This is a genomic window from Kutzneria sp. 744 (genome assembly GCF_000568255.1).
Taxonomy (GTDB): domain Bacteria; phylum Actinomycetota; class Actinomycetes; order Mycobacteriales; family Pseudonocardiaceae; genus Kutzneria.
The window spans coordinates 5,800,362-5,820,737 of sequence record NZ_KK037166.1; the positions used below are offsets into that span (position 1 = coordinate 5,800,362).

A 20,376-nucleotide genomic window follows, 5' to 3' on the forward strand; every position below is an offset into this window, starting at 1 on the left:
GCCGACGAGCGGCAGCACCCGGCTGACTGCCGTCACGGTGACGGCCCGCGACCACCACGTGCATCACCACCAGGCCGGCGAAGTTGACCCCGTCGGCCACGCCGGTGACCAGCAGCAGCACGTCCGGGATGAAGCTCAGGACGACGACCGCCGGCACCAGCTTGCGCAGGGTGGCTCGCGCATTCGCGGCGCGGCGGCGGACGAGCGCCCAGCCGAGGGTGCCGGCGAGCACCCCGATGATCGTCAGTGGCGCGTAGGCCACCAGCTGGAGACCCATGCTGGTGCCGTTCGGACTCAGGGCGGTCGCGGCCAGCGCGACACCGGTGTTCAGGGCGATCGAGACCACCGCCGCGGCGGCGATGCCGAGCGTGACGCGGGCGGTCGAGGTGTCGATCTGCGGGTGGATCTGGGTGCTCATGATCGTCTCCCTAGAAGTGGATAGCTCTGCTCCGTTTCTCTGCGACCGACCGTAGCAGTCGAAACGGATACGAGCTATCCACATGGACGATGCTTATCCATTTGACAGCTACGATGGGTCCCATGGACGGGTCGAAACCACTGCGCCGCGACGCCGAGCGCAACCGGCAGCGCATCCTCGCCGCCGCGAACGCGCTGGTCGCGGAGGTCGGCCTCGACGTGACCCACAACGACATCGCCCGCGCGGCCGAGGTCGGCGTCGGCACCGTCTACCGGCGTTTCCCCGACCGCCAGGAGCTGATCGACGAGCTGTTCGACCAGCGGGTGGACCGGATCATCGCCCTGGTCGAGGCCTCGCTGCTGATCGAGGACCCATGGTCGGGGCTGTGCGCGTTCATCGCCGGCAACCTGGAGCTGCAAGCCGGCGACAAGGGGCTCAAGGACCTCATGGCCGGCGACGGCCGCACCACCGACCTGGCCAAACGCGCCCAGCGGCGGATCGGCCCGGCCGTGCGGGAGCTGGTCCGGCGGGCGCACGCCTCCGGGCAGCTGCGCCCCGACGTCGGCGTCGGCGACTTTCCCCTGGTCCAGGAGATGGTCGGCGCGGTGCTGGAGCACTCCAGGCGCATCGACCCCGACCTGTGGCGGCGCGCGCTCGCCCTCGTGCTGGACGGCTATCGGGGCCGACGCCCAGCAGCGGGAGCCGCTGCCGGGCGCCCACGCCCCACCCCCGGGCCCAGAATCGAGCAGGTGCTTGAGCGCCCCCCCCGCTAGGCGTTGCTGTCCGGCACGTCCCTGCTGGTCACGAAACCTCCTTGACCAGCCAGTCGCGGGCCACGTCGGCCGGGTCCCTGCCCTGCACGTCCACCTCGGCGTTCAGCTTCTGCATGGTCGGGTTGTCCAGCTTGGCCGACACCGGCGCGAGCACCTGCTCGATCTGCGGGTGCTCGGCCAGCACGCTGGAGCGGACGGTCAGGGCCGCGTTGTACTGCGGGAAGAAATGCTGGTCGTCGTCCAGGACCTGGAGATCCAGCGACAGGATCCGGGCGTCGGTGGTGAACACCTCGCCCCAGTTGCAGGCCTTGCCGTCCTTGGTGGCCTGGTAGACCGCCCCGGTGCCGAGGATCTTCACGTTGTCCGACGGGATGCCGTACTTCTTCGTCATACCGGGAAATCCGTCGTTGCGGCTGGCGAACTCGGTCTCCAGGCAGAAGGTCGCCGCCGACGGATCGACCTTGGCCAGCTGCGACAACGTGTGCACGCCGTACTTCTTGACCACCTCGGCGTTGGCCGCGATGGCGTACTTGTCGTTGACCGGAGACATCGCGATCCAGCTGACGCCGTTGGCCTTGTCGGCGTCACGCACCTTGTCGAACTGCTGCCGGGGATCCACGATCACGTCGCTGTGCCCGAGGTAGCTGATCCACGCCGTGCCGGTGTACTCCCAGGTCAGGTCGACCTGCCCGGCCAGCAGGGCGTTGCGGGCCGAGTTCGAGCCCTGGATGTTGGTCAGGTCGCTGACCTGCGCACCGGCCGCCGACAGCGCCAGCTCGGCGATGTAGCCCAGCACGATGTTCTCGGTGAAGTCCTTGGACCCCACGGCCAGTTTCACGCCGGACAGCACCGGTTTGATCGACCCCGGTCCGACCGACACCGGCACGGTCGAGCCGGAGCTCAGCCCGCACCCCGTCAGCAGCGTCCCGACCAGGGCCAGCGCCACCAGTTTCCTCATCGCAGCCGTCCTCATCGCAGCCGTCCTCATCGCAGCCCCCGGGGTCCGAGAAACTCCTCCGCCAGCCCGCCGAGCCAGTCGACGAGCAGCGCCAGCGCCATGGCCAGCACCGCGCCGACGATCAGCACCGAGTAGCGGGCCAGCTTGTCGCCGGTGTCGATCAGCACGCCGAGTCCGCCGCCGGCCACGAAGAACGCCAGCGTCGCGGTGCCGACGGCCAGCACCAGCGAGGTGCGCAGGCCGGCCAGGATCAGCGGCACGGCCAGCGGCAGCTCGATCCGGCGCAGCACCGACGAGGGCGACATGCCGATGCCGCGGCCGGCCTCGACCAGCGTCGGGTCGACCTGCCGGATGCCGACGATCGTGTTGCGCAGCACTGGAAGCAGCGAGTACAGCGCGATCGGCAGCACCGCCACCCAGAACCCGGTGCTGGACGTGGCCAGGAAGAACAGCACCAGCACGCCGATGGCCGGCGCGGCCTGGCCGACGTTGGCCAGCGCCAACACGAACGGCGCCGCGAACCGGGCCCAGCGCCGGGTCAGGATGACGCCGAGCGGCACCCCGATCAGCACCACGATCGCCGTCACGGCAACGGCCAGCCCCCGTCTCCCAGGTCAGGTCGAGCAGCGTGGAGAAGTTGATGTGGCGCTGTTCGATGTTGGTCCAGCTGCCGGGTGCCGGATCCTACACTCAGCAGGGCCGCGACCAGCGGCCAGGCACCGGCGACTGGGCTGCGCGAACATCCGGATCCGGTCGGAGCGGTCAGCCATGGTCGTGTTCCTCCCGCAGCTTGCGGATGGTGTCCATCACGGTGTCGATGCCGACCGCGCCGAGGTACTCGCCGCGGGTGCCGACCACCGGCACGAAGCCGCCCTCGGTGAGGATCGCCTCCAGCGCGTCCTGCAACGTGGACTGCTTGGTGACCAGGTCGTTCACCGGCCGCCCGACCGTGCCCAGCGGGCGGTCGCTGAGGTCGCGGATGTGCACCCAGCGCTTGGGACGGCGGCGGTTGTCCAGCACCAGCGCGTACTTCCGGTTCTTCGCCGTGAGCCGCGCCCGCACGTCCTCCGGCCGCTCGTCGATCGTCGCCGTCTCGGCCTCGTCCATCTCGATGTCCCGCACCCGCAACAGGGTCAGCTGCTTGAGCGACGCGCCGGCGCCGACGAAGCCGGCCACCGTGTCGTTGGCCGGGGCGGCGAGAATCGCCTCCGGCGTGTCGAACTGAAGGATGCTCGACTGCGGCCCGAGCACGGCGATCCGGTCGCCGAGCTTCACCGCCTCGTCGAAGTCGTGCGTGACGAAGACGATCGTCTTGTGCAGCTCGGACTGCAGCGACAGCAGTTCGTCCTGGAGATTGCCGCGGGTGATCGGGTCGACCGCGCCGAACGGCTCGTCCATCAGCAGCACCGGTGGATCGGCGGCCAGCGCCCGGGCCACGCCGACCCGCTGCTGCTGGCCGCCGGACAGCTGGCGCGGGAACCGGTCGCGGTACTCGCCGGCGTCCAGCCCGACCAGCTCCAGCATCTCCTCGACGCGGGTCGCCGTCTTCGGCTTGGGCCAGCCCAGCAGGCCCGGCACCATGCCGATGTTCTGCCCGACGGTCAGGTGCGGGAACAGGCCGGCCTGCTGGATCGCGTAGCCGATGCCGCGGCGCAGCTCGTCCGGGTCCAGCGAGAGCGCGTCCGCGCCGCCGATGGTGATCCGGCCGGACGACGGCTCGATCAGCCGGTTGATCATCTTCATGGTGGTGGTCTTGCCGCAGCCCGACGGCCCCACGAACACCACGATCTCGCCGGCCGCGATGCTCATGCTGAAGTCCTCGACCGCCGCCTGCCTCGTCCCGGTGTAGCGCTTGGTGACGTTCTCGAGCTGGATGTCGACGGCCTGGTCAGTCACGGATGCCCCTCGATGTGGTCAGCCGGCCGACGAGCACGTACACGCCGTCCAGCAGCAGTGCGATCACGATCACGCCGACGGTGCCGACCAGCGCGAGGTCGACCGCGTTGACGCTGCCGACCCGGGACAGCCCGCTGAAGATCAGGTTGCCGAGCCCCGGGCCCTTCACGTACGCGGCGATGGCCGCGACGCCCATCAGCAGCTGGGTGCTGACCCGCATGCCGGCCAGGATCGCCGGCCAGGCCAGCCGCAGCTCGACGCCGGTCAGCACGCGCAGCCGGTTCATGCCGATGCCCCGGGCCGCGTCCACCACGGCCGGGTCGATGCCGTTCAGGCCGACGACCGTGTTCCGCACGATCGGCAGCAGGGCGTACAGCACGAGCGCGACCATCGTCGGCGGCACGCCCAGCCCCAGCACCGGAATCAGCAGGCCGAGCAGCGCGAACGAGGGGATGGTCAGGATCGCGCTGGTCAGCGCGGTCGCCACCGCCGAGCCGACGGGACTTCGGTAGACGGCCACGCCCAGCCCGACGCCGAGGACCGCCGCCAGCAGTGTGGCCTGAACCACAGCGCTGGCGTGCAGGTAGGAATCCATCAGCAGGGACTGCCAGCGCGCCGTGACGTACGTCCACAGAGCCATGACATGACGGTTACCCGAAACGGAGTAGTTACAAACCACCATTCGGAACGATTACGAGGAGCCCTTACGCTCATCCACGTGTCCAGACGGCAGCAGCTCACCGGCCCCGTGCGCTTGATGCGCGGCGTCATGCTGGCCGTCAGCTCCACGACCCTGGCCGTCACCGCGCACGGCGTGGCCGGCGGCGGTTGGCCCGAGACGCTGCCCGTGCTGCCGTTGAGCCTGCTCATCGCGCTGGCCGGCACCGCGCTTGCCGACCGCTGGCGCAGCAGCTGGACCATCGTCGGCGCGCTCGGCTCCGCCGAACTGGCCCAGCACGTGCTGCTGTCCGTGATGCACGGCGAGGGCGTCTTCGGCTCCGGCGTGATGACCGGCGCCCACGCCGTCGCGCTGCTGCTGACCGCCGTGCTGCTGGCCAAGGCCGACGCCACAATCGTCGCCGTGGCCGGCGCGGTCCGTCGGCTGCTGCCGGTCGTGCCGAGCTTCCCTCACCCCGACCGCGTGGTCGCCCTGGTCGCGGTTTCGACCCCTGGCCACGTGCTCGACGTGCTGTTACGCCGGTCCCTCGGCCGCCGCGGTCCCCCGGTTCTCTCCTGAATCCCTTTCACCCCAAGCCATTACTCATTCAGGAGAGAGCACACCCATGTCTGTCACCCGCTTCGCGCTGCGAGCTGGCGGCGCACTCGCCGCCGCCGGCGTGATCGCCCTCGTGGCCGCGCCCGGCGCGTCCGCGCACGTCACCGCCAACGTCACCACCGCCGTCCAGGGCAGCTACGCGAAGATCACCTTCCGCGTGCCCAACGAGGAGGACAATGCCGGCACGGTGAAGGTGCAGGTCAGCTTCCCCGACGCGTACCCGATCGCCGGCGCCTCGGTGAAGCCGGTGCCCGGCTGGAAGGGCCAGGTCGACATCGAGCCGCTGGCCAAGCCGGTCAAGGAGAACAACTCCGACGTCAAGAACGCGGTCAAGACGATCACCTGGACCGCCGACCCCGGCACCCGGGTCAACCCCGGCGAGTTCCAGGAGTTCGACGTGTCGGCCGGTCCGATGCCCGACGACACCGACGAGCTGCTGTTCCCGGCCGTGCAGACCTACGACAACGGCATCGTGGTGAACTGGACCGACCAGCCCGCGGCTGCCGGCCAGCCCAAGCCCGAGCACCCCGCGCCGTCGATCAAGCTCCAGACCAAGGCCAACGACCCCGGTGCGATGGACATGACCTCGATGGGCGCGACCGGCGGCGTCACCGACACCGCCGCGTCGAGCACCGTCGGCTCGGACAACACCGCCCGCTGGCTCGGCGGCGCCGGCCTGCTGGTCGGTGCCCTCGGCGTGGGCTTCGGCGCGGTGGCCGTGCTCCGCAGCCGGCGCCCGGCGTCGGCCACCACCCCCACCGAAGACGGAGGCAAGTCGGAGTGAAGCGGCTGCTGGCGTGCCTGCTGCTGGCGGCGGGCGGCATGCTCGGGCTGGCCGGGCCGGCGTTCGCGCACAACGTCCTGGTCGGCAGCGACCCCAAGGACGGCGTGTCGCTGGAGGCCGGGCCGTCGACCGTGAGCCTGACGTTCGACCTGCCGATCCAGCAGGGTGACTTCGACGTGATCACCGTGAACGGGCCGAACAGCACCCGCTGGGAAGCCGGTTCGGCCAAGGTGGACAGCAACGTGATCAGCGCGCCGGTGCGGCCGCTGGGCGCGGCCGGCGTGTACACCGTCGGCTACCGGATCCTGTCGGCCGACGGGCATCCGGTGTCCGGCTCGGTGAAGTTCACCCTGACCAAGGCCGGCAACGGCACGCCGGCCACGCCCACCGCGGCGGCCGGTCCCCAGTCGTCCGGCGGCTCCGACAGCGGTTCCGTGCCGGTGTGGCCGTGGATCGTCGGCGGCGTCGCGCTGCTGGGCGTCGGGGTCTTCGTCGCCCTGCGGATGGGTCGAGTGCCGGAGGACAGCTCGAAGTGACCACTCCCCGGACCATCGCGCGGCACAACTACGGGCTCGGCGTCGGCCTGCTGCTCGCGGCCGTCGCCGGCGCCCTCATCGGGACCGCACTCACCGGTGAGGCCGCCGCCCCCGGTGTGGTCGAGCCCGGCGCGATGGTCCGGTTCGGGCTGCCCGTGGTCCGGGTCCTGCTCGACGTTTCGTCACTGGTGACGGTCGGGCTGAGCCTGCTGCCCATGCTGCTCGGCTTCGACCGTCCCAAGCAGACCGAACCCGTGCTCGACGTCGCCCGCCGGGCCGCGGTCGTCAGCTCCGCCGCCTGGGCCGTCACCGCCCTGCTGTCCCTGGTCTTCGCCGCCGCCGACCTTCGCCCCGGAACCTTCCCCACCTTCGCCACCATCGTCGAGTACGTCACGAACATCGGCGCCGGCCAGGCCCTCGTGATCAGCGCCGCCATCGCGCTGGTCTACCTGTTCTTCGCCGTCCTGGCCCTGCGCCACGGCGAGAAGGTGCCGGCCGAGCTCCGGATCGTGCTCTCGGTCTTCGGCCTGCTGCCCATCCCGGTCACCGGCCACGCCTCCAACTTCGGCCTCGCCTGGGGCGGCCACGGCCTGACCATGGTGTCGATGGAGCTGCACGTCATGGCCGCCGCCGGCTGGACCGGCGGCCTGCTCGCCGTTGGCGTCCTGCTGCTCGCCAACCGCTCCCTGCTGGCCCGCGCCCTGCCCAAGTTCTCCAAGCTGGCCACCGTCTGCCTCATCGCCGTCGGTGTCACCGGCCTCGTCAACGCGGTCATCACCCTCGTCGAGACGCCCGGCGTCACCCTGTGGACCGGCCTTTTCGTCACGCACTACGGCTGGATCGTCATCGGCAAGATGCTCTGCTTCGCGGCGCTCGGCCTGCTCGGGGCCAACATCCGCTTCCGGCTCATGCCCCAGGTCGAGCAGCACCAGCGGATCCCCGCCCTGGCCGGCTGGTTCACGTTCGAGGTCGCCGTGATGGGCCTGGCCTACGGCCTGGCGGTCGTCCTCACTCGCGCCCCGGTTGTGTGAGCTCGGCCGACTCCTCGGCCGCCGCGGCGGCTTCGTCGTCGAGGCCGATGGCGGCGTAGTAGCCGCTCAGGGTGGCCAGCGAGGCGGCGAGATCCTTCGCGGAGCCCACTCGCCGCCACGTGTCGGCGGCTTCCTCGATCGTCGCCACCGCGTCCGGGAATTCGCCCTGGTTGTTGTAGGCGACGCCGAGCCGGGTCAGGGCGTCGGCCAGCTCCGACAGGCGGGACGGGTCCTCGGCCGCGCGGGCGCGGCTCTTCTCCACTGTCTCCACCAACGCCGTGACCGTCTGCGTGTCCATACCGGCCTCCCCGCGACGGATCATAGGTGGCCTGACCAGACCGGCATCCCGGATAACCGGGGCTGCGCGGTCGAATGCGTCGAATTCCTCAGACCGCGCTGCCCTGCAGCAGCACGGCGGCGACCTGGGCCGGATCGTCGCTCATCGGCACGTGCCCGCAGCCGGCCAGGGTCAGGTGCCGGGCGTTGGGCAGCGCCCGCTTGGCCCGTTTGGCCTGGTAGGGCGGCAGCATGGCGTCCTTGCTGCCCCAGGCGACGGTGATCGGGATGTCGTCGGGGATCTGCTCGGCGAACGGCGTGCCCTCGCGCACGATGAGCTTGTACGAGGGCCAGGCGATCTTGAACGCCTCGAAGTCGCCGAGAGCCTGGCTCGGATCGAGCTGGCTGGGCTTGGCGACGATGGCGGCGTACATGAGGCCACGGCCGGCGGTGTGGTGGACGAGCCGGGGCAGGGCCGGTTCGAGGGCCCGGCTCACGCCGCGCATGGTGCCGAACACCGCCCGGGTGTAGGCGAAGTCCCAGTTGGCCCGCCAGAAGCCGGCGGGCGACAGGGTGGTCACGGAGCGGACGGCGTTCAACGCGCCCAGCTCCAGCGCGAGCCGGCCGCCCAGCGAGTTGCCGGCGACGTGCGGGCGCTCGATGCCGAGCCGGCCGAACAGCCTGATCAGCTCGTCCAGCGTCTGGGCGAGGGCGGTGCGGCCGTCGTGGTCGAGCGGGCCGGACTCGCCGTGCCCGGGCAGGTCGACCAGGATCAGCTCGCGGTGCGGAGTGAGCAGGTCCACCACCGGCGCCCAGGCCTGCCGGCGGTGGGTGACACCGTGCAGCAGGACCAGCGGATCGCCCGATCCGACACGGTCGTAAGACAGGCTCACAAGACCCACCTCCCCATAACCTACTGACGGTAAGAATACCTTTCGGTAACTCGATTGCCAGACCCCGTTAGCGTGGATCCGTGCCGCCGACGCCCGACTCGATGCTCCGCGAAGCCGCCGAACACGGCCTCGACCTGCTGAAACAGCACGATGTCGACGAGTCGGGCTGGGACTACCTCGTGCTGCACGCGACGGCGGCGAACGGCGCGAAGTGGATCCTCCGGGCGCCCCGCCACACCGACGGCCACTACCTGCCGGCCGAGGGACCGTTGCTCGACCACGTCCGGCCGCTGCTGCCGATCGCGGTGCCGGACTGGCGGATCCGCACCGACACGCTGATCGCCTACGAGCGGCTGCCCGGCGTGCAGGCGGACCGGCAGTGGACGCCGACCGACGACCTGCTGGGCCGGTGCGTCGCCCTGCTGCATGCCCTGCCGACCGACGAGCCGCAAGCGCTGGGCGTGCCGGTTTTCGACCCGGAGCAGCAGCGTCGGTGGATCGCCGCCCGGCTGGCCGAGGCCCAGGAGGCCTTCGCCATCGCGGACGAGCGGTGGCGCCGCTGGCAGGACTGGCTGGCCGACACCGACCGTTGGCCGCAGGCCATGGTGCTGGCCCGGGGCGACCTGCACCCGCAGCACCTGCTGGTGAACGGCGGCCGACTGGTGGGCATGATCGACTGGGCGGACGCCACGATCAGCGACCCGTCACTGGACTTCGTCGACCCGTACGCCCACCTCGCGCCCGCAGTCTTCGAACGGCTGCTGATCGACTACGAACGGCACGGCGGACACGTCTGGCCGGGCATGCGGGAGCACATCGCGCACCGCGCGTCACTCGAACCGGTGTTCGCCGGCCTGTACGGACTGGAGACGGGCCGGGCCGACATGATCGAAAAGGCCCGCGAGCTGCTCAGTCGCGGTCGGTGACCTGGGCGGCCGACGGCTGGGTGCGCAACTCGCCGAGCCGGTCGAGCACGCCGTGCCCACGGCGGTCGAGTTCGCGGCGGTCGATCCAGCCGGACGCGTAGTGCCGATAGGCCTGGGACAGCATCACCAGTTCGGCCAGATAGTCGGCGGAGCGCCGTCGGCGGTCCTCAGGTAGCGCGGTCAGCAGCGGCAGCTGGCTGTCGACGACCTCGTCGAGCAGCTGCGCCGTGCGCAGGGCGCGCCGGGTACGCCACCCCGTCCACGCGAACATTCGCGTCCCCGCCAGGCCCTTCACCGCTGCAGCTCACCTCACCAGCATCACCGACACGATGCCTGTGACGTCGTACCGGTCCGGCACCGCGTTACCGGGATGTGACGCTACCGGTAAGGGACCCACCTGGTGAAGGTGTCGCCGACACGAACCGAGCGAAGTCGCCGCCGCAGCTCGGACCGGATGTTCGGGTTGCTGCGGGCAATCGGCAGCACAGCGGCGGTGAGCTTCAGCTCACGCACCTCGCGCAACACCGGGAAACCATCCCACTGGGTGACATCGAAGCCGTAAGCCTCGGCCAGGATCTCGTGCTTGTTCACGGTGTGGTGGAAACGCAGCTGGCCGACGGCGATCGGCACCAGGTCCCACTCGCGCGGCCCGACGCAGGTGGTGTCGAAGTCGCACAGCACCGTGCCGCCGGGCGTGGTGATCAGGTTGCCCAGGTGCGCGTCGCCGTGCACGACACCCGGCGGCAGCTCGTAGCGCACCTCGGCCAGCCGGGTCTCCACGTCGTCGCACCGGCGCAGCAGGAACTCGACGTCGTCGGGATCCCAGCCCTCGGCGTCGTGGATGCGGCGGCGCAGGTCGTCGATCGGGTTCCACTCCGGCAGGTTGGCGTCCTCGACCGGGATCTCGTGCATCTGGCGCAGCAGGTCGGCCAGCTCGACGGCGGTCGGCTCGTCGCCGGTGTCGGGCACCTCCTGCCAGAACGTCAGCGAGTGCTCGCCGATGTGCAGCGGCTGGTCGACGTCGGGCAGCAGCTCGACGGCCGGCACGCCGTAGTCGGACAGCAGCTGGGCGGCGTTCACCACGTTGTCGGCCCGGTGCCGCAGCCCCGGGGTGAGCACGATCCGCACCACGACCGGGTGCCGGGCCAGCCGGAAGACAGCGTTGTTCACGAACCGGATGAGTTCCGCACCGGTCGCGTCCAGCCCGACCTCCGCGCACGCCTCACCAAGGACGGCCCTGAGCCGATCCGTGGTGGAGCGTCCGTCCGACAACGAAGCAGTCACTTGGTCATACCGTCCGATACACCTTGATCCGCTCGGCGAGGTCGAGCGCCGCCGAGTTGTTCTTGCGCCGGCCGGACTCCAGCTGGAGCGGCATCAACCGGTCCGAGATCCGCTTGCTCTTGATCGACTCGCCCAGCCGCATGGCGTGGTTGCCGATCTTCACGCCCTGGTCTACGTCTCCGACGCGCATATGGTTCTCCGCCAACATGGACAGGCCGAAGACGTGGGTTCGTTGCATGTTGCTCTCGTAGCCCTCGGTGCACTTGATCAGCTCGTTCACCGCGAGCGGCGCGTACTTGACGCGGTTGTCCTCGAACTTGCTCAGCGCCGACAGGGCCGAGCCGATCATCCCGTGCAGGTCGTTGACGTCGAAGAACTTGACCCAGCTCGGGGCTTCCTCGCTCTGCGCCCGCTCGAACTCGTCCCGGGTGCGGCTGATCATGCGCTGCACCTGGTCGGGGCGGTCGAGCATGCCGTAGGCCCACGCCTCGTTGGCGCACAGCACCGCGACCGTGAGGGCCGAGCCGGACTCCTGGGCGGCGATCTGGCCCAGCTGGAACATCTTCAGCGCCTCGCCGGCGGCGTCGTTGTGCAGGTAGACGCGGCCCATCCGGTACAGGATGTTGGCGACGAGGCCGTTGTCGTTGCCCATCTTGGCCAGCTCAAGGGCCTTGGCGAAGTGCGTGCGGGCCGAGTCCAGCAGACCCGTGTCGAACGAGGTCCAGCCGGCCAGGCTGTGCATGTCGGCGACGGCCTTGAACAGCCGGAGCTTAACCGGCTCGGCTGCCTCGACCTCGAGCAGCTGGCGGGTCCAGGACAGCTGGGCGACCACCGCGTCGCGGCAGAACCCGCCGCCGTACTGGTAGTCCAGCGAGCGCAGCGCCCTGGTCGCGGCCTCGATCTGCCGCACGTCGGTGGTGCCGATCCGGTTCGGCGTCGGCGTCTGGGCCGCGGTCGGCACCCAGGCCCCGCTGTCCGTGCCCAGCACCTGGGCGCCCATCGTGACGGAGGCGGCGTGCTGCAGGAAGCGGCGGCGCTTGACCTCCTCGTCCTCGCGCTGCTCGGCCTCGTCGACGGAGCCGGCGACCTTGAGCGCCGTCGTCTCGTCGTAGGCGAGGCCCATGTAGCCGCGGGGGACCCCGAGCCCGTCCGCGATGCGGGCCAGCACGTCGTAGGCCATGACCTGGCGACCCTTGAGGATCTCCGAGACCTCGGACTGCGACTGGCCGGTCAGCGCCGCGATCTGCCGCTGGGACACGCCGACGCGTCGAAGCTGCCGGTAGACCGAGCTGACATCTCGGCCGGCCAGCGCGTCGCGCATCTCCTGGCGCTCCCAGTTGTCCGGCGTAACGGGCGAGCTCTGGGAACCGGTGGTGTTCAATTGCGCCCCCTCACGGTCCGTTGGGCGTCATCCGAAGCGTAAGGGCTGCTCTGCCCGCCGGAGAAGTGCTGATCGGCGAACCTGATCGGTCGCACCGAATCCTCATGACCGCTCATCGTGCAACTCCCACCGATCAGCGCTGTGACGCCCCACAACGTTTGATGTCGTCGCAATCTAGTTTTCCGTAAGCGGTCGCACACGGAGGGACACAGCAAGTGGAACTGATCGGACGAGTCCAGGGTTTCACCCCGGACGTGCTCGCCGACCAGCCCGCGAGCTGCCCCGACGGGCGACGCGCATGGCAGATCCACTGCCGCGACGTGGTCAACCGGGAACGGCACCTCACCGTGGTCGTGGACAAGGGCAGGGTGGTCCTGATGGGCCCTCCTGGGGAGACCGCGGTCCTGTCCGCCGGCCAACTCGGCCAGCTGCGGACGGTCCTGCGCGAGGCCGCCGACCAGGCGGAAAGGTGACGGTGACGTTCAGGTGGACGAGATACTCGGCCAGGTGCTCCGCAACGCCGTGTGGGAACGCTTGGACATGCTGTCCGAGCTGGCCGACCGGGCTGACGCGCCGTCCCTGCTCTCCGTCGCTCGCTCCGAGCTGCCCCGGCTGACCGACGGCTGGCGGGCCCTGCTGGCCGCGCACGAGCCCGACGAGAAGGGCAACTGCCCGGAGTGCTCCAGCCGCTGGCGGCAGCAGAAGTCGCCGTGCGCCGTCTGGCGCGCCGCCTACGAACACCTGGTCGCCGGTGGACTCGCGCCGCGACCCGCTCGACACATGCTCACCACGCAGCAGCCGGCCCCGGCGCCGCGCGGTTCTCGACACCGCAGCACGGTTGCGGTCTCGGGCACCACAGCGAATCACCGAACGCTCGGTAACCATGAAGGGAGGTAGACAACCTGAACGTCGCTTACTAAGGAAAAATAGTCTCAGCATAAAGCTCCCCCCTACTACATGGTTCATTCTGCTTAAGCCTGTACTGCTTCTCTGAAGTATTGCGCCTAGATCTAGGGTGCACTTTTACTAAGGCAAGTACATGTTAGCAATACGAACACAACGGTTGCGGGGGAGCCATCAGCCACCCCGGCTAAGTGAGCGATTGAAGTCGCGTCAATCGCTGCTACCATGTTCGGGGACTTTCGACTTTCAGTGCATGAGCTCGCTATAGGTCACCCACAGCGCTTCGGGATCGCTCGGCACACCGGGGTTACCGACTTTCTGTCTGTCAACCCGGTCACCCAACCGGTCTGTGTTTGTTTGGCGCCGCCTTCGGCGTCGCGGGCTCGGCCCCCCTCAAGCCCCTGCCTCGCAGGGGCGGGGCCGAGCGCTCTCTGGGGTTGGGGGCCGGGCGGTCTCCTAGTTCACAGGCTTGATCTCAGCGCACGGCCTTGATTCGGGTGACCATCACTCCTCCTGCGACTGTGGCGATGGCCGACAGGATGAACAGGGCGGCGTAGCCGCCGGCGGCCTGGAGGGCCAAGCCGGCCACGACCGGGGCGATGACCTGGGGCAACGCGTTGGCGATGTTGATGACGCCGACGTCCTTGGCGCGGTTCGAGGCGGCCGGCAGCACCTGGGTGAGCACGGCCAGCGCGACCGCCCAGTAGACGCCGAAGCCGATGCCGAGCAGCGGGGACGCGATCAGCGCCGCCGGCCAGGTCGGCCAGATCGCCAGGATGATCGCCGCGACGGCCATCACCACCGACGAGGCCACCACGTACGGCTTGCGGCGGCCGGACTTGTCGGACATCCGCCCGGCGACCAGGGCCCCGATGGTCAGCGCGATGCCGTAGAGCACCATGAGGATCAGCAGGCCGTCGACCGGATCGCCCTGGTAGTGCACCGCGTCGGCCAGGAAGTACAGCAGGTAGAGCGTGCCGAGCGCGTTGCCCAGGTTGACCATGAAGTGGGTGCCCCAGCCCCAGCCGAAGTCCGGGTGCTTGGCCGGGGAGATCCACAGCGCGCCGAGCATCTGCCGCAGGCCGCCGCCCGGCCGGAACCGGCGCGGCAGCACCGCGTCCGGCGTGAACCGCACGAAGGCCAGCGCACCCAGCACGACCAGCACCGCGCACGCCGCGTACCCACCGGCCAGGCTGGTGATCACCACCGACACCAGTGCGGCGCCGGCCACCGTGCCCAGCATCTGGCTGATGCCGATGAAGCCGCCGACCTCGGCCCGCTGCTCCACCGGCACCCGGTCGGGCAGCGCCGAGGTCAGGCTGGCCAGCATGCCGTTCAACCCGGCCTGCACCAGCGACCAGCCGATCACCATGATCACGACGTTGGGCGCGACCGCCAGCACGACCAGGCCGAGGGCGCCGAGCACGGAGCCGGCCAGCGTCCACGGGTGTCGACGGCCCCACCGCGAGGTGGTCCGGTCGGACAGCGCGCCGATCACCGGGTTGGCGATCAGCGCCATCAGCGCGCCGATGCCCGTGACCAGGCTGAACACCGACTCCTTGTCGGCGCTGGCCAGCAGTTGGGCCTGCTCGGGCAGCAGCACCTGGATCGGCGCGTAGATGGCCAGCCACAGTCCGAGGTTGGCCAGGAACAGCAGCGTGGTCCAACCGCCACGCACCCGAACGGCGGGTTCGGTGAGCGCGCTCGGTTCATCGTCGAACGGTCCTACCCCGTCGACCTCGGCCGCCTGGGCCATCAGTGCTCACCTCTGATCAGGTCTCGGTACCAGGTGAAAGACGCCTTCGGCGTGCGCCGCAGCGTCTCGTAGTCGATGTGGACCAGGCCGAACCGCGGCTGGTAGCCCTTGGACCACTCGAAGTTGTCCAGCAGCGACCACACGAAGTAGCCGCGCACATCGGCGCCCTCATGCATGGCCAGCCGCAGCGAGCGCAGGTGCTCGGCCAGGAAGTCGATCCGGGCCTGGTCGTCGACGCCGTCGTAGCTGCACCCGTTCTCGGTGATCTGCAGCGGCGGCAGCCGGTCCCCGTGCCGTTCGCGCAGCTGGCCCAGGAACTGGCGCAGCCCGTCCGGCACCACCGGCGACCCGTTGGTCGTCATCGGGTAACCCTCGACCTCGCCCAGGTCGAACGGCAAGGGATTGCCCTCGGACGGGGCGGACACCTGGGTCGGCTCGTAGTAGTTGACGCCGTAGAAGTCGATCGGGGTGCTGATCGTCGGCAGGTCGTCGGCGAAGCCCGGCGGCAGCAGCGGGTGCATGGACTCCGGGTACGTGCTGGCCAGCACCGGGTCGGCGAACAGCCAGTTGATCAGGTCGCCGGCCCGGCTCGCGGCCTCGTGGTCGCCGGGCGAGTCGGTGGCCGCCCAGATCGGGCCGTGGTTGTTGGCCGTGCCGACCTGCTTGGCACCGGCCGCGCGCAGCGCCTGCACGGCCAGGCCGTGGGCCAGGTTCTGGTGATGCGCGGTCGGGACGGCGTCGAGCAGCAGGAACTGGCCGGGCGCGTACTGGCCGATGCCGTAGCCGTAGACCGTGGTGACCATCGGCTCGTTGATCGGGATCCAGATCGGCACCCGGTCGGCGAGCCGCGATCCGACGATCGAGGCGTACTCGGCGAAGTGCTTGGCGGTGTCGCGGCTGAGCCAGCCGCCCGCGTCCTCGATCGGCTGCGGGGTGTCCCAGTGGTAGACCGTGGCGACCGGCGTGATGCCGGCCTCGCACAGCGCGTCGACCAGGCGGTCGTAGAAGTCGAGGCCCTCGGCGTTGACGGGGCCGGTGCCTTCGGGTTGCACTCGTGGCCAGGCGATCGAGAATCGGTACGCGCCGACACCGAGGTCGCGCATCAGGCCGATGTCCTCCGGGTAGCGGTGGTAGTGATCGCACGCGACCGCGCCGCTCTGCCCGGAGAACACCCGATCGGGTGTCTCGCAGAACGTGTCCCAGATCGACCTGCCCCTGCCACCCTCAGAGACAGCACCCTCCACCTGATACGCCGAGGTGGAGACCCCCCAGAGGAAGTCATCGGGGAAGGATGGGAGGACCGGCTCGCTCATGGCACCACCTCTGAGACTTGCACTACCGGCGAGTAAACGTGAAATTTGTTCGGATAGTAGGCGTGTGCGCCGTCACAGGGAAGTGCCCCGCACCCGTCGCAGGCGAGAATGCCTGTCACAGCCGCCAGCCAAGGAGTCCACGTGTCCGCCGACCTGACCACCGACGTGGGCCCACTGCGTCGCAAGCCCGTCCAGCAGCGCAGCGCCCAGCGGGTCGAGCGCATGCTCGAGGCGTGCGCCTCGCTGATCGAGGAGTTGGGCTACGACGGCGTGACCACCACGCTGATCGCCGAGCGGGCCGGCGTCGCGGTCGGCTCGCTCTACCAGTTCTTCCCCGACAAGCGCGCGGTCGTGCAGGCGCTGACCCTGCGCAACCTCGAGCGCTTCATGGCCAACGTGGTCCAGCGCTTCGACTCCGCCGAGCTGGAGCACTGGTGGGACGCCGTCGACTCGATGTTCGACGTGTACGTGGAGATGCACCGCACGGTGCCCGCGTTCAGCCGGCTGCACTTCGGCGACGTGGTCGACACCCGGCTGCTCGACGACGGCAAGGACAACAACACGGTCATCGCCGAGGGCCTGGCCTCGCTCATCGCCGAGCGCTTCGGCCGCTCGATGTCCGAACTCCAGCTGCCGGTCGCGGTGGCCATCGAGGCGGCGGACGGCGTGCTGAAGTTCGCCTTCCGCCGCAACGAGCGCGGCGACCAGATCGTGGTCGACGAGGCCAAGGCCCTGATCAAGGGCTACCTGTCGACCCGGCTCGGCGAGCCGGAGTAGGCCCGCCCTCGTCGATCAGCCGAAGGCCTGGCCCTCACCCCGGTAGGTGGGGGCCGTCTGCTCGACCTGATAGCCCCGGACCAGGTGGAACTCGCGGAAGCGCTCCGCCAGCTCGCCGGCCTTGGCGTGCCGCATCCAGACCCGGTCGCCGACCCGTAGCCGGTCGGCCGCCTTGCCGGTGACCGGCGTCTGCACCTCGCCCGCCGCCTCCAGCTTGGTCAGCTTCAGGCCCGCCGGCAGGTAGGGCGTGGGCAACCGGTCCTCGCCGATCGGCCCGGACGCCGGGTAGCCGCCGGTGAACAGCGTCGCCACGTTCGGGCCCGGCCTGCGGACCACCGGCAGCGCGAACAGCGCCGCCGGCCTCGGCTGGAACGCCCGGTAGCCATCGAACAGCGTCGGCCCGAGCAGGCCCGATCCGGCCGCGACCTCGGTGACCGCCTGCTCCGACGACGTGGCTTCGAGGCTGCCCGTGCCGCCGCCGTTCACGAACTCCAGCGGCGCCAGCGCCCGCACCGCCGCCACCACGGCCGCTCGTCGTTCGGCCAGCTCGGCCGACGACTTCCCCTGCATCCAGCGCACAGCCACACCGCGCAGCGGATTGCCGGGCGGGGCGTCGCCGATGCCGGCGATCTGCCCTTCGTACGCCATGATCCCGACCAGCTTGAAGCCGGGACGGTCGACGATTCGCCTGGTCAGCTCCCTGGCCTGGGCCTCGGTGTGCACCGGCGAGCGCAGCGGGCCGACGTGCAGCCGGCGCGATCCGTTGAGCGGTCGCCAGGACGCGTCGAGCTCAAGGCAGACCCGGATGTCCGGGTGGCCCGGGCCGAGCGCGTCGTCCACCAGGTCGAGGTGGTCCACCGAGTCGACCATGATCGTGATCGCCTCGCGGGCCGCCTCGTCGACGGCCAGTTTCTGCAGCGTCGCCCGGTCCGTCGTCGGGTAGCCGACCAGCAGGTCGTCGCTCGTGCCCTCGGCGAACAACCACATCGCCTCGGCCAGCGAGTAGGTCATCAGTCCGGCATAGCCTGGCGTCGCCAGCACCCGTTCGAGCAGGGCGCGGACGCGCACGGACTTGCTGGCGACGCGGATCGGCGTGCCGCCGGCCCGTCGCACCAGCTCGGTGGCGTTGTGATCGAAGGCGTCCAGGTCGACCAGGGCGAACGGCGGATCGAAGCCCTCGGTCGCGGAGTCGAACCGGACGCGCTGCTGCTGCGGTGACACAGTTGAACGGTACGTCGGGACGCATTGAAATGTGAATACTTTTCACCTAGCTTGTGTGCAGCGCATCACAGGGTCGCGGAGGACAGAGATGGTCGGACGTCTCCGGTTGGGCACCGACACGGCACGGCCGGCGCCGTGGCGTAACTGGGCAGGGACCGCCCGGTCACAGCCGGTGCACGTGGCGCGGCCGCGCGACGTGAGCGAGATCGCCGAGGCCGTCACCGTCGCGGCCAAGGACGGCTTCACCGTCCGCCCTCGGGGCAGCGGGCACTCGTTCACCAGCATCGCCGCCACGGACGGCGTCGCCATCGATCTGGGCGAGTGGTCCGGCGTCGTGCACGCCGACCGGGAGAAATCACCTGGTCACCGTGCGTTCCGGCACGCCTTTGCACCGCTTGAACGCTGAGCTGCACCGGCTCGGCATGGCCATGGCCAATCTCGGCGACATCGACGCGCAGACCATTTCCGGCGCCATCTCCACCGGCACCCACGGCACCGGCGCCCGCCTCGGCGGCCTGTCCACCCAGGTCCGGGCGTTAGAGCTGGTGCTGGCCGACGGCTCCGTCGTCACCTGCTCCCCCGACGAGCGCCCCGACCTCTTCAGCGCCGCCCGCGTCGGTCTCGGCGCCCTCGGCGTGATCAGCACCGTGACTCTCCAGTGCGTGCCCGCCTTCGCCCTCCAGGCTCGGGAGTTCCCTCAGCCTCTGGACGCGATCCTGGAGCGGTTCGACCCCCTCTGCGACTCCGAGGACCATGTCGAGTTCCACTGGTTCCCGCACAGCGACCGTGTGCAGGTCAAGCACAACATTCGCCTGCCCGCAGACGCCTCGATCGCCCCGTTGTCCCGCGCTCGGCAGTTCTACGAGTACGAGGTGATGGAGAACAGCGCCTTCGGCCTCGTCTGCAAACTCGGCCGCGCCGTCCCCTCCGTCGTCCCCACCCTCAACCGCGTGTGCGCCTCGCTGTGGTCCGAGCGCTCTTACTCCGACCACTCGTTCCGCGTGTTCACCACGCCCCGCCGGGTCCGCTTCGTCGAGACCGAATACGCGGTTCCACGTGAATCACTGCATGACGTGCTCCGCGAGTTCCGCGCCGCCATCCCGCGCCTTCGCCACCCCGTGATCGTCCCCGTCGAGGTCCGCGTAGCCGCCGCCGATGACATCCCCTTGTCCACCGCCTACGGCCGGGACAGCGCCTACATCGCCATCCACCAGTACGTCGGCATGCCTTACCGCGAGTACTTCGACTGCTTCGAACGCATCGCCGGCGCCGTCGGCGGTCGCCCCCACTGGGGCAAGATGCACACCCTCGACGCCTCCGTGCTCGCCACCCGCTACCCCCGGTTCGATGACTTCCGCGCCCTCCGCGCCACCGTCGACCCGAACGGTGTCTTCCGCAACGCCTACCTGGACACCGTCCTCGGTCCCGTGTGACCCACGGTCATGGGGGCAACCCGCCCCGTAGGCCCTTTCGGGTTTTCCATCCCCGCAGGTCACAGCCTACGCAAACGCTTGTCCACAGGCCGCTGAGTTATCCACAGGCAATCCCTAGTGAAGATCAACTACCCAGGGTCGCCGGTAGACTGGCCTCGGGGTCGCCCCCCCCTGGGTTGGGCCGGGGGTTGTCATCTGTACCGAATGGGCGCACAGAACGATCTTGAAGCGGGGCCGCTGGAGTAACGGGCTAGCCGAGGGCGGCGACGGCATCCACGATCGGGGTGTCGCCGGCGATCAGTTCCAGGGTGAGGCCGGCGGTGCCGGGGGTGTCGAGCAGGGCGACGAGCACGGCGGCAACGTCGGCCCGAGTCACGGGGCCGCGCATGGTGCCGGGGATCTCGATCCGAATGCGACCGGTGGGCGCGTCGTTGGTGAGACCGCCGGGACGCAGCACGGTCCAGTCGAGGGCGTAGCCGCGGACGGCGTCCTCGGCGGCGGTCTTGGCAGCCATGTAGGCGGCCCACGACTCGTCGGACCC

The 20,376-nt window shown here is 70.0% G+C and carries 22 protein-coding genes and 2 pseudogenes; 10 read left to right on the forward strand and 14 right to left on the reverse strand.

The features are described 5' to 3' along the window. A partial coding sequence (locus KUTG_RS61655) for a DUF6069 family protein (protein WP_052395425.1) occupies positions 1-418 on the reverse strand: 418 nt, incomplete at its 3' end. Between the two features lie 122 nt (positions 419-540). On the opposite strand from KUTG_RS61655, the gene KUTG_RS26165 reads away from it, so the two are divergent. Continuing rightward, entirely contained in the window at positions 541-1,191 is a 651-nt protein-coding gene (locus tag KUTG_RS26165) for a TetR/AcrR family transcriptional regulator (RefSeq protein ID WP_052395426.1), read from the forward strand. Positions 1,192-1,219: 28 nt separating this feature from the next. Here KUTG_RS26165 and KUTG_RS26170 read toward each other — a convergent pair whose 3' ends face one another. The 4 genes and pseudogenes from KUTG_RS26170 to KUTG_RS26185 all read right to left on the reverse strand — a co-directional run bounded on the left by KUTG_RS26170 (position 1,220) and on the right by KUTG_RS26185 (position 4,685). Continuing rightward, positions 1,220-2,149: a glycine betaine ABC transporter substrate-binding protein gene (locus tag KUTG_RS26170; RefSeq protein ID WP_043720424.1), complete on the reverse strand. Its 930-nt coding sequence runs from the start codon at positions 2,147-2,149 to the stop codon at positions 1,220-1,222. A gap of 26 nt (positions 2,150-2,175) precedes the next feature. Continuing rightward, positions 2,176-2,748 (reverse strand): annotated as a pseudogene (locus KUTG_RS26175) (ABC transporter permease); the annotation flags it as partial. A gap of 163 nt (positions 2,749-2,911) precedes the next feature. Beyond that, positions 2,912-4,045, reverse strand: a complete 1,134-nt coding sequence (locus KUTG_RS26180; RefSeq protein ID WP_043720425.1) for an ABC transporter ATP-binding protein — start codon at positions 4,043-4,045, stop codon at positions 2,912-2,914. Next, positions 4,038-4,685 carry an ABC transporter permease gene (locus KUTG_RS26185; protein WP_043720427.1) on the reverse strand — a complete coding sequence of 216 codons (648 nt, stop codon included), beginning with the start codon at positions 4,683-4,685 and terminating at the stop codon, positions 4,038-4,040. The genes KUTG_RS26180 and KUTG_RS26185 overlap by 8 nt, the downstream gene beginning before the upstream one ends. Before the next feature lie 78 nt (positions 4,686-4,763). Between KUTG_RS26185 and KUTG_RS26190 the strand changes: the two genes are divergently transcribed. From KUTG_RS26190 to KUTG_RS26205, 4 genes are read left to right on the forward strand one after another with little or no spacing between them, the layout of a single operon-like run. Beyond that, positions 4,764-5,282, forward strand: a complete 519-nt coding sequence (locus KUTG_RS26190) for a hypothetical protein (RefSeq protein WP_052395427.1) — start codon at positions 4,764-4,766, stop codon at positions 5,280-5,282. Between the two features lie 46 nt (positions 5,283-5,328). Next, positions 5,329-6,105, forward strand: coding sequence for a YcnI family copper-binding membrane protein (locus KUTG_RS26195; protein ID WP_043720430.1), 777 nt, complete (start codon positions 5,329-5,331; stop codon positions 6,103-6,105). Then, entirely contained in the window at positions 6,102-6,641 is a 540-nt protein-coding gene (locus tag KUTG_RS26200) for a copper resistance CopC family protein (protein ID WP_043720432.1), read from the forward strand. Before KUTG_RS26195 ends, KUTG_RS26200 begins: the two co-directional genes overlap by 4 nt. After that, positions 6,638-7,672 carry a copper resistance D family protein gene (locus tag KUTG_RS26205; RefSeq protein WP_052395428.1) on the forward strand — a complete coding sequence of 345 codons (1,035 nt, stop codon included), beginning with the start codon at positions 6,638-6,640 and terminating at the stop codon, positions 7,670-7,672. The genes KUTG_RS26200 and KUTG_RS26205 overlap by 4 nt, the downstream gene beginning before the upstream one ends. Here KUTG_RS26205 and KUTG_RS26210 read toward each other — a convergent pair. Together KUTG_RS26210 and KUTG_RS26215 are read right to left on the reverse strand one after the other, a co-directional pair. Further along, positions 7,650-7,970 (reverse strand): tetratricopeptide repeat protein, encoded by a 321-nt coding sequence (locus tag KUTG_RS26210; protein WP_043720435.1) that lies wholly within the window; start codon positions 7,968-7,970, stop codon positions 7,650-7,652. The two genes, KUTG_RS26205 and KUTG_RS26210, sit on opposite strands and share 23 nt — an antisense overlap. Positions 7,971-8,058: 88 nt before the next feature. Next, positions 8,059-8,841 (reverse strand): alpha/beta fold hydrolase, encoded by a 783-nt coding sequence (locus tag KUTG_RS26215; RefSeq protein WP_052395429.1) that lies wholly within the window; start codon positions 8,839-8,841, stop codon positions 8,059-8,061. Positions 8,842-8,921: 80 nt separating this feature from the next. On the opposite strand from KUTG_RS26215, the gene KUTG_RS26220 reads away from it, so the two are divergent. After that, positions 8,922-9,767: a macrolide 2'-phosphotransferase gene (locus tag KUTG_RS26220; protein WP_052395430.1), complete on the forward strand. Its 846-nt coding sequence runs from the start codon at positions 8,922-8,924 to the stop codon at positions 9,765-9,767. Here KUTG_RS26220 and KUTG_RS26225 read toward each other — a convergent pair. From KUTG_RS26225 to KUTG_RS26235, 3 genes are all read right to left on the reverse strand, one after another. Further along, positions 9,751-10,062, reverse strand: a complete 312-nt coding sequence (locus tag KUTG_RS26225; RefSeq protein WP_232240945.1) for a hypothetical protein — start codon at positions 10,060-10,062, stop codon at positions 9,751-9,753. The two genes, KUTG_RS26220 and KUTG_RS26225, sit on opposite strands and share 17 nt — an antisense overlap. An 83-nt stretch (positions 10,063-10,145) precedes the next feature. After that, entirely contained in the window at positions 10,146-11,051 is a 906-nt protein-coding gene (locus KUTG_RS26230; protein WP_232240946.1) for a phosphotransferase enzyme family protein, read from the reverse strand. A 4-nt stretch (positions 11,052-11,055) separates the two neighbouring features. Beyond that, the gene (locus tag KUTG_RS26235; RefSeq protein WP_084581315.1) at positions 11,056-12,372 is read right to left on the reverse strand and encodes a helix-turn-helix transcriptional regulator; all 1,317 of its coding nucleotides are present in this window, start codon (positions 12,370-12,372) and stop codon (positions 11,056-11,058) included. Positions 12,373-12,647: 275 nt separating this feature from the next. Here KUTG_RS26235 and KUTG_RS26240 point away from each other — a divergent pair, with 275 nt between their 5' ends. Both KUTG_RS26240 and KUTG_RS26245 read left to right on the forward strand, forming a co-directional pair. Further along, positions 12,648-12,905, forward strand: coding sequence for a hypothetical protein (locus KUTG_RS26240; RefSeq protein WP_043720443.1), 258 nt, complete (start codon positions 12,648-12,650; stop codon positions 12,903-12,905). 13 nt (positions 12,906-12,918) lie between these two features. After that, a complete protein-coding gene (locus KUTG_RS26245) occupies positions 12,919-13,329 on the forward strand; it encodes a hypothetical protein (protein WP_084579808.1) in 411 nt (136 codons plus the stop codon). Positions 13,330-13,810: 481 nt separating this feature from the next. Here the strand turns inward: KUTG_RS26245 and KUTG_RS26250 are convergent, their stop codons facing one another. Further along, positions 13,811-15,091, reverse strand: a complete 1,281-nt coding sequence (locus KUTG_RS26250) for an MFS transporter (RefSeq protein ID WP_043720446.1) — start codon at positions 15,089-15,091, stop codon at positions 13,811-13,813. Next, on the reverse strand, positions 15,091-16,404 hold the full coding sequence (locus KUTG_RS26255; RefSeq protein WP_043720447.1) for a GH1 family beta-glucosidase: 1,314 nt from the start codon (positions 16,402-16,404) through the stop codon (positions 15,091-15,093). Before KUTG_RS26255 ends, KUTG_RS26250 begins: the two co-directional genes overlap by 1 nt. A 141-nt stretch (positions 16,405-16,545) precedes the next feature. On the opposite strand from KUTG_RS26255, the gene KUTG_RS26260 reads away from it, so the two are divergent. Beyond that, the gene (locus KUTG_RS26260; protein ID WP_043720448.1) at positions 16,546-17,181 is read left to right on the forward strand and encodes a TetR/AcrR family transcriptional regulator; all 636 of its coding nucleotides are present in this window, start codon (positions 16,546-16,548) and stop codon (positions 17,179-17,181) included. A gap of 15 nt (positions 17,182-17,196) precedes the next feature. Here the strand turns inward: KUTG_RS26260 and KUTG_RS26265 are convergent, their stop codons facing one another. Next, positions 17,197-18,402: an amino acid deaminase/aldolase gene (locus tag KUTG_RS26265; RefSeq protein ID WP_043720451.1), complete on the reverse strand. Its 1,206-nt coding sequence runs from the start codon at positions 18,400-18,402 to the stop codon at positions 17,197-17,199. A gap of 88 nt (positions 18,403-18,490) precedes the next feature. Here KUTG_RS26265 and KUTG_RS26270 point away from each other — a divergent pair. Continuing rightward, a pseudogene (locus tag KUTG_RS26270) lies at positions 18,491-19,835 on the forward strand (D-arabinono-1,4-lactone oxidase). A 250-nt stretch (positions 19,836-20,085) separates the two neighbouring features. Here the strand turns inward: KUTG_RS26270 and KUTG_RS63915 are convergent. Beyond that, the coding region (locus tag KUTG_RS63915) for an NAD(P)H-binding protein (RefSeq protein WP_043720452.1) at positions 20,086-20,376 on the reverse strand (291 nt) is incomplete at its 5' end.